Annotated in this window: 13 protein-coding genes and 3 pseudogenes; 11 read left to right on the forward strand and 5 right to left on the reverse strand. The window is 41.5% G+C overall.

The window, feature by feature from the left end; genetic code table 11:
* The first annotated feature begins 62 nt into the window (after positions 1–62).
* The 4 genes and pseudogenes from ACQW03_RS23110 to ACQW03_RS23125 all read left to right on the forward strand — a co-directional run bounded on the left by ACQW03_RS23110 (position 63) and on the right by ACQW03_RS23125 (position 2,473).
* Entirely contained in the window at positions 63–476 is a 414-nt protein-coding gene (locus tag ACQW03_RS23110) for a MerR family transcriptional regulator (protein WP_007430683.1), read from the forward strand.
* Between the two features lie 114 nt (positions 477–590).
* Entirely contained in the window at positions 591–1,919 is a 1,329-nt protein-coding gene (gene glnA / locus ACQW03_RS23115) for a type I glutamate--ammonia ligase (RefSeq protein WP_013310575.1), read from the forward strand.
* 218 nt (positions 1,920–2,137) lie between these two features.
* Positions 2,138–2,272: pseudogene (locus tag ACQW03_RS23120) on the forward strand (DNA polymerase III subunit beta); the annotation flags it as partial.
* Between the two features lie 75 nt (positions 2,273–2,347).
* Positions 2,348–2,473 (forward strand): hypothetical protein, encoded by a 126-nt coding sequence (locus ACQW03_RS23125; protein WP_441951910.1) that lies wholly within the window; start codon positions 2,348–2,350, stop codon positions 2,471–2,473.
* A 28-nt stretch (positions 2,474–2,501) separates the two neighbouring features.
* Here the strand turns inward: ACQW03_RS23125 and ACQW03_RS23130 are convergent, their stop codons facing one another.
* Both ACQW03_RS23130 and ACQW03_RS23135 read right to left on the reverse strand, forming a co-directional pair.
* Positions 2,502–2,723, reverse strand: a complete 222-nt coding sequence (locus tag ACQW03_RS23130; protein ID WP_053325617.1) for a DUF6199 family natural product biosynthesis protein — start codon at positions 2,721–2,723, stop codon at positions 2,502–2,504.
* A 118-nt stretch (positions 2,724–2,841) separates the two neighbouring features.
* The gene (locus ACQW03_RS23135; protein WP_076293093.1) at positions 2,842–3,276 is read right to left on the reverse strand and encodes a hypothetical protein; all 435 of its coding nucleotides are present in this window, start codon (positions 3,274–3,276) and stop codon (positions 2,842–2,844) included.
* Between the two features lie 1,038 nt (positions 3,277–4,314).
* On the opposite strand from ACQW03_RS23135, the gene ACQW03_RS23140 reads away from it, so the two are divergent.
* Both ACQW03_RS23140 and ACQW03_RS23145 read left to right on the forward strand, forming a co-directional pair.
* Positions 4,315–4,449 (forward strand): hypothetical protein, encoded by a 135-nt coding sequence (locus ACQW03_RS23140; protein ID WP_258382978.1) that lies wholly within the window; start codon positions 4,315–4,317, stop codon positions 4,447–4,449.
* Between the two features lie 125 nt (positions 4,450–4,574).
* Positions 4,575–5,033, forward strand: coding sequence for a hypothetical protein (locus ACQW03_RS23145; protein ID WP_441951913.1), 459 nt, complete (start codon positions 4,575–4,577; stop codon positions 5,031–5,033).
* Positions 5,034–5,212: 179 nt separating this feature from the next.
* Here the strand turns inward: ACQW03_RS23145 and ACQW03_RS23150 are convergent, their stop codons facing one another.
* A complete protein-coding gene (locus ACQW03_RS23150) occupies positions 5,213–5,530 on the reverse strand; it encodes a hypothetical protein (RefSeq protein WP_441951915.1) in 318 nt (105 codons plus the stop codon).
* Between the two features lie 133 nt (positions 5,531–5,663).
* On the opposite strand from ACQW03_RS23150, the gene ACQW03_RS23155 reads away from it, so the two are divergent.
* On the forward strand, positions 5,664–6,305 hold the full coding sequence (locus ACQW03_RS23155; RefSeq protein WP_441951917.1) for a hypothetical protein: 642 nt from the start codon (positions 5,664–5,666) through the stop codon (positions 6,303–6,305).
* A gap of 159 nt (positions 6,306–6,464) precedes the next feature.
* On the opposite strand, the gene ACQW03_RS23160 is transcribed toward ACQW03_RS23155, so the two are convergent.
* Positions 6,465–7,244 (reverse strand): alpha/beta fold hydrolase, encoded by a 780-nt coding sequence (locus ACQW03_RS23160; RefSeq protein ID WP_018759933.1) that lies wholly within the window; start codon positions 7,242–7,244, stop codon positions 6,465–6,467.
* 365 nt (positions 7,245–7,609) lie between these two features.
* Here ACQW03_RS23160 and ACQW03_RS23165 point away from each other — a divergent pair, with 365 nt between their 5' ends.
* From ACQW03_RS23165 to ACQW03_RS23180, 4 genes and pseudogenes are all read left to right on the forward strand, one after another.
* Positions 7,610–7,867 (forward strand): hypothetical protein, encoded by a 258-nt coding sequence (locus tag ACQW03_RS23165; RefSeq protein ID WP_279832261.1) that lies wholly within the window; start codon positions 7,610–7,612, stop codon positions 7,865–7,867.
* A gap of 432 nt (positions 7,868–8,299) precedes the next feature.
* Positions 8,300–8,803, forward strand: a complete 504-nt coding sequence (locus tag ACQW03_RS23170) for a hypothetical protein (RefSeq protein ID WP_441951920.1) — start codon at positions 8,300–8,302, stop codon at positions 8,801–8,803.
* A 172-nt stretch (positions 8,804–8,975) separates the two neighbouring features.
* Positions 8,976–10,264, forward strand: a pseudogene (locus ACQW03_RS23175) (terminase small subunit).
* Positions 10,200–11,657: pseudogene (locus ACQW03_RS23180) on the forward strand (DEAD/DEAH box helicase family protein). Before ACQW03_RS23175 ends, ACQW03_RS23180 begins: the two co-directional pseudogenes overlap by 65 nt.
* Before the next feature lie 452 nt (positions 11,658–12,109).
* Here the strand turns inward: ACQW03_RS23180 and ACQW03_RS23185 are convergent.
* A complete protein-coding gene (locus tag ACQW03_RS23185; protein ID WP_076294815.1) occupies positions 12,110–12,793 on the reverse strand; it encodes a DUF554 domain-containing protein in 684 nt (227 codons plus the stop codon).
* Positions 12,794–12,806: the final 13 nt, after the last annotated feature.

Genomic DNA, 12,806 nt, shown 5'->3' on the forward strand with positions numbered 1-12,806 from the left:
CACTTTGCATCAGCTAAATGTACAATAAGGTGAATAATAGATCACTGGAAGGTTGATGACAAATGGGCGACGAAATTCGCAGAAATATGGCCTTATTTCCAATAGGTATTGTCATGAAGCTAACGGACTTGTCAGCACGTCAGATTCGTTATTATGAACAGCATAACTTGATAGTTCCTGCCCGTACATCGGGAAACCAACGTCTTTTTTCTTTTAATGACGTAGAGCGTCTGCTTGAAATTAAGGCGTTGATCGAGAAGGGTGTTAACATTGCGGGAATTAAACAAGTCATGAATCCGGTTACCAAGGAATCGGAGGAAGCTACGGTTATTACTGCAGATACGGAAGTCAAACGCCGTGAAATGTCCGATACTCAGCTTCACCGCTTGCTGAAACAACAACTTGTTGCAGGCAAAAGACCAGGACAGGTATCCTTGATCCAAGGCGAGTTATCACGGTTCTTCAATAAGAGATAATGCTTCTTACCTCTTGGCATAAGGTCGCTTTACTTTAAAACCCGGTCTCATCATTTAAGTAATTTATACAACAACCGATTCGTATATAGTCGTTACAGAAAGGGAGAGGTTAGAGTGAGTTATAGCAGAGAAGATATCCTTCGGATTGCGAAAGAAGAAAATGTTCGTTTTATTCGTTTGCAATTTACAGATTTGCTGGGTACTATTAAGAACGTTGAAATTCCGGTTAGTCAACTGGAAAAAGCATTGGATAATAAAATGATGTTTGACGGATCTTCCATAGAAGGTTATGTGCGTATTGAAGAATCTGATATGTATTTATATCCGGATTTGGACACCTGGGTTGTATTCCCTTGGGTAACCTCGGATCGTGTAGCTCGTTTGATCTGCGATATTTATAAGCCGGACGGAGTTCCGTTTGCAGGCGACCCGCGGGGTATCTTGAAACGTGTACTTAAGGAAGCAGAAGAGTTGGGATACACTTCGATGAATGTCGGACCAGAGCCTGAATTCTTCTTATTCAAAACGGATGAAAAAGGCGAGCCGACTACAGAACTGAATGACCAAGGCGGGTATTTTGACCTGGCTCCGATGGATCTGGGTGAAAACTGCCGTCGTGAAATTGTACTTAAGCTTGAAGAGATGGGCTTCGAAATTGAAGCATCTCATCATGAAGTTGCACCTGGTCAGCATGAGATTGACTTTAAATATGCAGATGCAATTAAAGCTGCCGACCAGATTCAAACGTTTAAGCTCGTTGTTAAGACGATTGCTCGTCAGCATGGTTTGCATGCTACCTTTATGCCAAAACCTTTGTTTGGTGTAAATGGCTCCGGTATGCACTGCAATCAATCGTTGTTTAAGGACAATGAAAACGTATTTTATGATGAAACGGACGAACTCGGATTAAGCCAGACGGCCCGCCACTATATGGCTGGTATTCTTAAACATGCACGTGCAATGGCAGCGATCACGAATCCAACGGTAAATTCCTACAAACGTCTCGTACCAGGTTATGAAGCGCCTTGTTATGTGGCTTGGTCTGCAAGCAATCGCAGTCCAATGATTCGAATTCCCGCGTCTCGTGGTCTGAGCACTCGTGTCGAAGTTCGTAACCCTGACCCGGCGGCGAATCCTTATTTGGCCTTGGCAGTGATGCTGAGAGCAGGTTTGGATGGTATCAAACGTCAGTTGGCTCTGCCAGCTCCGATTGATCGTAACATTTACGTGATGTCTGAGGAAGAGCGGATTGAAGAAGGCATTCCAAGTCTGCCTGCAGACTTGAAAGAAGCTTTGTCTGAACTTATTCGGAGCGAAGTCATCTCTGACGCACTGGGCGACCATGCTCTGGCCTACTTCTATGAGCTTAAGGAAATTGAATGGGATATGTACAGAACCCAAGTGCATCAATGGGAACGTGATCAATATCTGACTCTTTACTAAAATGTGAAATCCCTTGGCGCTCTAAGCGTTGAGGGATTTTTTTGTGTGTGGGTAATCCATCCGTCATTTGAGACTAATTAGTTCTCCCCCATAATCTCCCCACAAAAAATATTATTGAAATAGACCCTCGGTAAAAGACTCATATTTCTCCATGCTATTCATCTCTATTTTTTTGGAAATGTGTGCATAAACGTCGGCTGTGAAAAAATTTCAAACTAACGTTGAATGCAAAATATGTGTTGGATGCCTTGAAAGTCTTAGAAAACGAAGTCATTACACTCGGGTATACTGGCTCTTCTAAGCTACTCACACTCCAAAGTGATGAGTCGAGTTTCTACATTGTTCTTCCTTAAAGGGGGCTGGTTAGATGAGTAAATACTATGCGAGAAAAATGATTTTTACTACTTACTACAGCGGCAGGCCGGTCTTTGAAGATTAAGGGAGTTCGATTGCTGGAAGCTATGGATGAGAGACAGATTTCTGTTTTTGAAAACGTGAGCAGTGACGTTTTGGGAGTCAGCGCCAAACAGCAAGTGCCTTATGGATGTGGGTAATTTGAGAATTGAAAACATATAGTAGAACTTACAGAAATATAACCAAAAGTCCACATGTTAAAAAGAAGAACCCAAAGAGAATCGATACAGAGCCTCTAAATTTCATGTCATCGATGTAAGCATCACTTGGTTCTGAGTCACCTTTGATCTTCCAGGCTTCGTTTGCACGCCATCCCCAGGTGGGATTTCGTTTACTTAAAATACCAAGCGAGAAAAAAATAATCGCAATAAGAATAAGCATGAATCCCATTGGATCAACTCCTTTAAGTAAACTATACCAAAAAAGAACGACAGATGGAAAGTATCGTCCCTCAAGGACAGATAGAAGAAAAATAAGAGGGCTTTGCCCTCCATGTGACGGTGTAATTTTAATCTGAGTAGGCAACCGCATTAAAACTTTCTATTCCTATTCGGGTGGCATCCGCTGTGCAAAATAGATATAAGGTATACACCAATTCATTTGATGGTGGTAGAGGGACATCGTAATCGGAAGCATTAATGGTGACGACCTGTACAGCGTTGGGATTTGCTTCGGAGACACTAACAGAGTAAAGAGCGTAAGCAACAGGAGAGTCGAGAGTGCCTCTAACAATAGAAATAGCAATAACGGAATCAAATGGTGGAGTAGTGGGAAATGAAAGCTCAGCAATTCCTGATAATTGTACACGCATATTTCCCCCAGCGCCCGTCACGTCTAAGCCAAGCTCTGCGATGGCAACAGGAGTATTGGCTGGCAAGGGAATTGAGATTGTATTACCATAACTTGCATTTTGAGATGTTCGAGCATCTAACAATCTAGTCATTATCTCATCTCCTTTTTGATAGTTTATGCACAAGATATTCAGTGTTGAGGGCTTGATGGAGATGCCTCTAAGCTAATACGGTGTATTGCGTCATTAATGGACTCGAAGGGCAGAGAGGAAGGATACAAGATGGAACTTAGAAGCCGACAAAAACAATTTTTACTGTGATACGGTCAATCGGTTTGGAATGATCTTGTTGCTAAAGGGTTAGCTACAAAACGAGGTGGATGGGATGAGAAAAGTACATATTTCCGCCTGACATATGAAGATGCGAAGACCGTTTATACAAAGCCAATGCCACGAAAGTATTCTGAAGCATTGCATTAAAAGATTTTAAACTCATAGGGGACAAGAAGGAGGGACAACCCTCCATAAGGGAGAGAGACACAATGCATCCCCTATACCAAAGGAGAGATAACCCGTGAGTAAATACAAAGTGTATGGAACAGTAACGGTGAGACAGTTGGTATATCTAGGAGAATACGAAGGGAATAGCATGCGTGAGATCGGAGCGCAGATTCGGTCTGAAGAGCCCAAATGATCCTAACCCCACAAGAAATAGAAGAATTAGGGGGATAAGAACTGATTGACATAGATATTAGACAAATCTAAGAGGATTGAGGCTTAACATCCTCTTAGCCTATACCCCTATATACCTATAATGAGCGATAAGCACAGTGGGATAATCCACCTCAAACGATGCATAGAGCGGTTTTATGTGGATGAGGAGGGAGTAACCACCAATCAAATACGCTCACCCAGGAGCGTTGGAAGGATGATAGATATGAATATGTGGCCGATATCAGCTATTAAACGAGATGGTAAGTCCAGATGTGCCAACTGCGGAAAGCCAATAAGCGAAGTCAGAGAAATACTTACAGGCAGGTTATACGATGGGGAGTTTGCTTGCTGTTGGGAATGTGATGATGAACATGAAGAATTAGGCAGCCTCATTGAACATGGGATAAGATATCGTGATTTGAAATATTAAGCCTATACAGGGTGTCGGTCACACGGCACCAAAGGGAGGATATATAGATGAAAATCGTAGTGAATAATGAGCAGGAAGCGGACTTAATGCGTTGCTTCTTCCAAGACGGACACGAATATTCGGTCATGGACTTGATCAAATCAGAAAAGGAAAAACAAGAAGACACAGAAGACTTGCAATGAGAGTATTTTCGCATTTTGGCAGAAGAACTTTTTTGGTCAGAACCGCATATAGAGATTGATCGAAAAGAAGAAGAACTGAAATTCGAAGACGAGGAATGCAAGGTGTGCATAGGGGAGGAACAACAATGACAGATAAACCACGTAACTGGCAAGAGGATATGAAACTATGCCAGGAGGCTACGGGCGAGTTAGATATGATTCGTGGAGAAAAACAGGTGTTTACACAATGTGGATTTGAAGATCAGCGAGTGGCAGATTTTGAAAAAGAAGAAGATGCGATTTTTATGATAGAGGCATGTGAAGCCCTTCCATACTGGATAAAACAATCTCAGAAGGAGAAGGAACGGGCAGACCAAGCTAGAGAACGGCATGCTGCTGCTTCCCGAGATCGAGACGCTGTATATAAGAAATTGGAAGAGGCTGAATCCCTTATACAACAAAAGGATGCAGAGATATACCACCTCAAAAAGTCAATTGAGGCATTACTGATGCATAAAGGAGCTCATGTTCACGATGAACCAGACCTAACGCATGTGCAACTGGAACACGCGTCTCTCCTGCAAGATAAAGGAGACACCCCATGATAAGAGCCTATACCTCTATATTATGCGCATTACTGTTATATGTGGGTGTAGTCAGTATAGATAGGTATACCCTTATAGAGACTGTGCCGGCAAGCGAGGTGAGCATAAAATATGGCAGATAACAACGATGAAAAAAGTAAGCACTTATGAGAAAAGTGCTTACTTTAAGGTTGACTTAATTATCTGTGATAAATAAAGCCTTGATATAATGGGTATACTTCATTTTTGTTTTTTTGGCGCCAACTATATCTAGTAATTTCTCCTTCATAGTCTCCTTGTCTGTACCATATTGAAAGTGGAGCCAACACTTTCAAAAACTCTGGAACCGCCGCACCTCTGATACCAGTGACCCGTTTTGAGTTCTCTAGGTGAGCATTTGATGTTTGAGAAGAAATGTTTGCTGAAGTTTTGGTTTGCTCTGCAAAACCTAAAGACGGTACAGACAATGCCCCAAGAAGAACTGCGCCAGCAACCAAAGCAATAATAGATTTTTTCAAAAGTAAAGCCTCCTTAGTTTGTTTATCTCCGTGTGCAAACTATGGTGTAAGGTTATTATAGTGTTTCTATTTACATTTAACTACCAGATATAACGATTTCACCAAATTATCACATTATACAAAGGAATGATAAATGATGAATGACAATCAAATGTGTATAGTTAATAGTCTTGAAGAAGAGTCTTCTGATACGCAAAAGATAATCCAGGTAAACTTTTTTTCGGACATTGAGCAGGAAGATATTCTAAAAACAAAGTGGCTTCTCAGTAAGTATGTCGATATGATTGACGTGATCAAAAACTATGAATTTGCTCTTCAACAGATTGAAAACGGAATGTCCGTGTATGAGTTGCTTTCCGCCGAGGGAGCAATTGCAAAACGAGAGTCAGGGCGGGAGTTAACGGCAGATGTAACAGTCAATGCTGTAATACTAAAGGACAAACGGCATACAAATTATAAATTCTATCAATTCATCACTAAAAATATCCGTTTCGCCATAAATAATATGAGAGATCCGCATGAGGGACTTGCTGCCAAGCTGCTGTTCATAGATGGAAAAAAATACCTCATGGCCCAGCAGTATATGGAGAAAGGATACAGAAAAGATGTGCCTGGTATCTCAGCTACGACATTTGCAGATAAACGGCGTAGGGTTATTGTTAATATAGCAAACAGCCTAAAAACAAACCGTACATTGGATTTTGTCACCATCGACTATGGTCGGGGACGAAACAAAGAGGGTGAAATTGGACTAAGGATGCCAGAAGTAAATTAGACAGTAAGGGCTTAAGCCTTTGCAGTCTTTATTGTAGGTGTCTAAAGTTCCAGACTGAGAAATAAATTATCCTCATTAAGCTAACGTGCAGATTTGCTCAATCATCGGGCATTATCGGACTATATTTATGGGGAGCGATGGTGCGGCTAATCCGAGTCGTTATGCAAAAGAAGATAATAATTGGTTGAATCTATCGCGCTCCTCTAAAAAAGCGCAATGACCGCTGTATTGGAACGGAACTAGCTTCGAATTTTTGATCAGCTTATTTGTTTCCTCAGCTTGGGTAAACGGAACGACTTTATCATGAATTCCGTGAATAATTAATGTGGGTACATCGATCTGACCGAGATCGTTGTAAACATTTTCATCTCTAAGCGTGACCATAATGGCGGAAGTCGCCCAATTCGCCGCTTGTAATCCCATTAAAACGAACCAATCGGATTTCGGTTCGGAAATATACTGAAAGAAAAAAATTCCCGTTTGGTCTTGCAGCATTTGCGGTCGGTCATGATTTGTATCTTCGATGATTTTATTTGTAAATTCTTTTGGAACGCTAGATGGAGAGGCAGCGTCGATCAGGACGAGTTTAGATACCCCATACCCTTTGTAACGAGCCATATAACGAATCGATATCGCGCCTCCGGTAGAGTGTCCTGCCAGTGTTATGTTTCTTAACTGTAACGCCTCGATGACCATGCGGACATCATCCGCTAATCTATCGAAATTGTACCCGTCGAATGGTTTATCCGAATTGCCGTATCCTCTCCAGTCCATTCCGATACAACGATATCCGAGCTTAGGAAGGAAATTGAACTGATATTCGAACTGGTTATGGTTTAGCGGCCATCCATGAATAAAAAGTATCGTTTTATTTCCCTTCGGATTGATGTCCTCTATAAATACTTTTACGCCCGGTTCCACAGTAACGAAATATCCCAAGTGTATCGCCTCATTTTTTTAAAATGTACTTCCCCATTAAGATATTCGCCCTAGGCAAGGTGAATGCCTAATTTCGGCGTCAAATTGGGTTTAGATAGTACGTAGAGATTTCTGAGGAATAGCTTGAGTGAAACAATTTCTTCAGATCATTGAGCTAACGGGAAACGTTAGTCGAATGGAACAGCGACAGTTTAGGACTCTATTTTCTCGTCCTTGGTTGTCGCTGTTTCAATTTCTAGGCTCAGTCTAATACTTTATTTTCTGCTGAAAGTAGGAACTATGCAAATCCGTAGTAGGTACGGAGTAGAAAGGATTTACACTTTATTCAGGAACAAATTAAAACTATTTTAAGAGGAACTCGAATTATGTCTACACAACCACGTTTCGCATTTCTCAGCTCTGACGGTATTTTACACTTACACGATGAAGAACATGCAGCTCAACACGGAAAGCATGTACAGACATCCTTGACGGATGATGAGAGTGGATATCCAGTCATTGAGGGTGAGGGTGTTGTCTACTACCCGCGAGAAGACAAATCTTATATCAAGGGAAATAAGGGTGACGGTAAACTCATTCCTACGCCGCCAGTGCTCAAACAGCCTGCAGCAGAACTTATGTAGGTCAATAGATTATCCGAAAGAAGGCGGCGGCCAATTTAAGGGTAGCGACCGTCTATAGTGGGAACCACGCTGCAAGTATACTGGAGCGGTCACGGCAAGCGCATGACGGAGGGTTAGGGCGCATTCAAAACTAAATCGGAGACAGGACTCAGAGGGTAATATAAACCCGGAGAAAGAAGGATGTCCATATAAAGCCCATTCCGGGCAAGGCGGATTAGCGGTAGCCGCATGTTATAAATTACCGCTAAAAACAACCGGCAGTGCTCACCGATAAATGGGCGCCTCATAAAAACAGTCGATGGCCTTCTGCGGGGGCTCGTGCTGGGTACACGCCTAATGAAGCGTGTTGAAACCTAAGCATCATCGGGTGTTTTTATGATTTTAATGACTGCAAAGCAATGATCTGTTAATCTTGAGTTTAGAGGTGATTTGATGAAAACAACTGAGTATATAGCAATATATGCTGCGATAATTGCAACTTCAACGTTTATTTGGAATATTGTTATCTGGAGGCTCAATAAGCGAAAATTGAAACTGGAATGCAGATATGTTGTTATGAGAGGGACGAACGAAAGCCCATATGCAGGGGAATTTATTGAATATAAGATTTTAAATTTATCAGATAAACCCTTGCGTGTGGATAGTATTTCAGGGACTATCAACACACCTGAAGGGAAAGGTTTCTTTTCATTAGCCAGTACTGAAATTCCTCAGACAATTAATTCAATGGACTCTTACTCCATATTTAGACCAGCACCGGATATTTTTAATAAATGGTTGAGATCGTTGTATATTGTGGATTCAGTAGGAAGAACGTATAAAATAAAAACTTATACATTGAAACAGTTAAAGAGAAAGGGGGAAACTTACCCTTGCACCTATGGAGATTCTGAAAATGCTCTAGCTTATAACCCTCCTTTGCAAGAGATTGATTAATTACACGACTTAAACAGAAATCGTAGCTGAATGATAGTGGAATGGTGTTATATTATACATATAAAAAAATCTATCTATAACCACAAGCGCTCACTGAAGCGCTTTTTATTTTGTTCAGGAAACTTTTCCTTAAGCTTCAGATAAATTATCAAAAAGGGGTGAATAACAAGACATGGGACGAAAAAGAGACCCAAAACGGGACGAAGCATTTGATCTGTACAAGGCCAGTTCTGGTAACATACGTCTCACAGATATAGCCTCTCAACTTAGTGTATCTGAAGGTACGGTAAGAGGATGGAAGGCAAAAGATAGGTGGGAGGACATGCTTGTTGACGAAACGGAACATAGGGAACGTTCTAATAAAAATAGAACTGATCAAAATAACAAAACTTCGAATGAAGATGAAGATCCAACAGCATATCCTGATGAGCTTTTTCTAAAAGCTGTTCAATTTGTAGCCGAGGCCAAACAAGCCTCGGTTTCTTTATTGCAGAGAAGGATGAGGATAGGTTACAGCAGAGCAGCCAGACTGATTGATGAAATGGAGCGGCGCAAACTCGTCGGTACATATAAAGGTGATAAACTGAGAGAAGTATATGCTACCCCACTTACAGTTGATGAGTTCTCTAAAGAACTAAAAGTTACTACTCCAGAAATACGGAACGCTCCGAAAAAGGTATTGGAACGCTCCGAAAATATGGAACGTTCCAAAAAAGTACAGAACATTCCAGTGGTTGTTGAAGAACCTGAACCTGAAATTCCTGATGAGGATGGATTAACGCCTAAGCAAAGGAACTTCACTTATGAATACCTTCGAGACTTCAACGCTACCAGGTCAGCCATTGCGGCGGGATACAGCAAGAAAACTGCCTACCAGATTGGTTTCGCTCTGTTGAGAAAGTTGAAATTCAAAACATAATTCGACAGCATAAGGAATCCATGATCGGCGAGGTGGGGTTGAATGCTCAACGCGTGCTGATGGAATATATGAAGATTGCTTTTGCAGACATTACTGATTACGTAGAGTTTGGTCAAAAGGAAGAAGATGTTCTTGGACTGGAAGGTGAGCTGGTCTTTGACCCAGACACTGGAGACGCGAAGAAGTATAGATATAATTTTGTTGCTTTTAAAAACAGTGATGAAATTGACGGAACGCTAGTTTCAGAAGTAAAGCAGGGCAAGGATGGCGTAAGTGTTAAGCTTCACGATAAAACAAAGGCTTTGGACGTGCTGACTAAATACATGGATTTGCTGCCAGATAAACATAAACGGATGCTTGAAGACGAAAAACTCAAAATGCAGCGTGAGAAACTTGAGCTTGAAAGGGCAAAGGTCACAGGAGAAGGCAATACAGAAGACGATTTAATTGACGATTGGGTAGAGGCGGTGGTTGGCGATGAAGACGAAGGACTCACCGGAGACGAAACGGAGGCTGCAAGCATTCAAGAAACGGATTCCTGAGTATCGCAAGAATCCCACATTGTTCTGCCAAGAGATGCTAAAATTTTATCCTGACGATTGGCAAGCAAATACTCTTATGGATTTAGCCAATAATCCGCGCGTTTCTGTCCGCTCAGGTCAGGGCGTAGGAAAAACTGGACTGGAAGCTGCAACGGCCCTCTGGTTCCTATCCTGCTTCCCTTATCCTAAAGTGATTTGTACAGCTCCTACAAGGCAGCAACTACACGACGTGTTATGGGCTGAGATTAATAAATGGCAATCTAAAAGTCCTGTATTAAAAAGAATTCTGAAATGGACTAAGACCAAAATCTACATGAAGAATTATGAGGAACGCTGGTTTGCTACAGCTCGGACAACTACCAAGCCTGAGAATATGCAGGGCTTCCATGAGGACTACATGCTTTTCATTGTGGATGAAGCTTCAGGTGTTGCTGATCCAATCATGGAGGCCATCTTAGGTACATTGTCAGGTGAGTTCAACAAAATACTGATGTGCGGAAACCCGACAAAAACGTCGGGTGTTTTTTACGATTCACATAATAAGGACAGAGCAGACTACAAAACACGCAAGGTATTCTGCTTGGACAGTCCAAGAACCAGCAAGGATAATATCGCCATGCTCAAGCGTAAATATGGTGAAGGTAGTGATGTATGGAGAGTCCGGGTTGAAGGTGAATTTCCCCGCGGAGAATCAGATACATTTATTTCTTTGGAAGTGGCTGAATTTGCAGCTAAAGAAGTAAAGGTGGAACCCACCGGAAATATGTTAACTATAGGTGTGGACGTTGCACGATTTGGTGATGACGAAACCTCAATGTTTGCTGGCATAGGGCCAAGAGTTGTAGGAGAACACCATCATTTCAAGAAAGACACAATGGTAACTGCGGGGTGGGTGATTAACCTAGCTAAAGAGTTGCATGTTGCTCATCCATATTTGAACCGAATTAGAATAAGAGTCGATGATAGCGGCGTTGGCGGAGGAGTAACGGATCGACTAAATGAAATCGTAGTTGAAGAAGGGCTACCGTATGAAATCATACCAATTAACAATGGCTCTTCTTTTTTAGATGAGCACTATGGAAACCTTGTTACAGAAATGTGGGCATCTATTAAGGAACAATTAGAACAGAGTATGAGCAATTTCATAAATGGAGATCCGAGCGTTCTGCAATTGCCTGATGATGATGTTCTTATAACCCAACTTACATCAGGTAAATAGAACATGACCAGCAAGGGTAAAAAGCTGCTTGAAAGTAAGAAAGATATGAAAAAGCGCGGACTCAAGTCTCCAGACAGAGCTGACGCTTTTGTTTTGACATTCGGAGAATATTTGATGGAGCCAGATACACATATTATGCTTCCTTCAATAGGTAGTGTGGCAGTAAAAAGGTAAATTGGAAATTGGTTTTGTTAGGTGCGATTATCGGATTTATTCATATAGCGAGCCCAAGCTACAAACGCGATCAGCAAGCAAACGGAGAACGTCACTGTTTACAATTTGGACAAGGAAGGAGCAGAGCTGACTGCTAAGGATCGGTTGCTCGATATGGCAATGAGTAAAATTTCCGGCATTCAGCGCGAAGTTATTCAGCGGAGCTATCTTGATGATGAGTTTGATTACATCAGCTGTGGGGCCTTAGTGACAGGCCTTCCGAAGAATGAAAGGGGACTCTTAAGAGATTTTGGTTTCTGCGTTAAATCTTTAAGTACTCGATGAAGGAACCTCAGAAGCTACAGAAGTGATTTCATAAGAAAAGACCGAAAAAATCCGGTCCTTTATTTCGAATAGAACAACTCACATATCTTTATAATATATGAACAAAGGATGGAGTGTATTAGATACACTTAGAAGCCCATTGTACCCTTCAAGGCGATAAATATTACAGGTACCAGTAGCGCTGGAATTAAGTTTATTGTTCTGAAGTTTCGTATGCCAAGAATGCTTAAGCCAGCGCAGAATATTAGCACACCGCCAACAATCGATGTTTCGGTCAATAGTTCAGGCGTAATGAAATTAGATAAAACATTTGCTAGTAAGTACAGTAACCCTTGCCAACAAAAAAGTACTACTGCAGACCAAATTATTCCGATTCCGAACGTAGACGCCAGAACAATCGAAGTTATCCCATCCAGAATTGCATTTGTATATAAATACGTATGATTTTCGTGCAGTGCACTTTCTATTGGTCCCAGGATAGACATTGTTCCTAAGCAAAATAACAATATTGCAGTTGATAATCCTTCCGCCAGATTTCCCTTTGAAATTTTTGCAACCACAATTTTAAATCGTTGCTCCAAATCAAGCTTCTGACCGATAACACCGCCCAGTGCCAAGCTAACAATAAACAACACGGGATATTGGCTTTCTGGCATATATGTGGCTAACGCATTAATACCAAGTGCAGCTGCTACCAGCCCCATTGCCTGCATAAGAATATCTTGGTAAGACTCTTTCAGGCCTTTCCTAAAAACACTTCCGGCTACACTACCTACAATAATTGTAGCTACATTTACAATCGTTCCAATCATGTCTCTCTCTCCT

This window comes from Paenibacillus sp. DRB1-1, assembly GCF_052119485.1.
Lineage (GTDB): Bacteria > Bacillota > Bacilli > Paenibacillales > Paenibacillaceae > Paenibacillus > Paenibacillus polymyxa_B.

What these genes read in the sequence shown, in the direction of transcription:
- ACQW03_RS23170 (WP_441951920.1), top strand. Translation starts at nt 8,300, where the DNA reads ATGAAAACAACTGAGTATATAGCAATATATGCTGCGATAATTGCAACT.
- ACQW03_RS23110 (WP_007430683.1), top strand. Translation starts at nt 63, where the DNA reads ATGGGCGACGAAATTCGCAGAAATATGGCCTTATTTCCAATAGGTATT.
- ACQW03_RS23165 (WP_279832261.1), top strand. Translation starts at nt 7,610, where the DNA reads ATGTCTACACAACCACGTTTCGCATTTCTCAGCTCTGACGGTATTTTA.
- ACQW03_RS23185 (WP_076294815.1), bottom strand. Translation starts at nt 12,793, where the DNA reads ATGATTGGAACGATTGTAAATGTAGCTACAATTATTGTAGGTAGTGTA.
- ACQW03_RS23155 (WP_441951917.1), top strand. Translation starts at nt 5,664, where the DNA reads ATGATGAATGACAATCAAATGTGTATAGTTAATAGTCTTGAAGAAGAG.
- ACQW03_RS23135 (WP_076293093.1), bottom strand. Translation starts at nt 3,276, where the DNA reads ATGACTAGATTGTTAGATGCTCGAACATCTCAAAATGCAAGTTATGGT.
- ACQW03_RS23145 (WP_441951913.1), top strand. Translation starts at nt 4,575, where the DNA reads ATGACAGATAAACCACGTAACTGGCAAGAGGATATGAAACTATGCCAG.
- ACQW03_RS23140 (WP_258382978.1), top strand. Translation starts at nt 4,315, where the DNA reads ATGAAAATCGTAGTGAATAATGAGCAGGAAGCGGACTTAATGCGTTGC.
- ACQW03_RS23130 (WP_053325617.1), bottom strand. Translation starts at nt 2,723, where the DNA reads ATGGGATTCATGCTTATTCTTATTGCGATTATTTTTTTCTCGCTTGGT.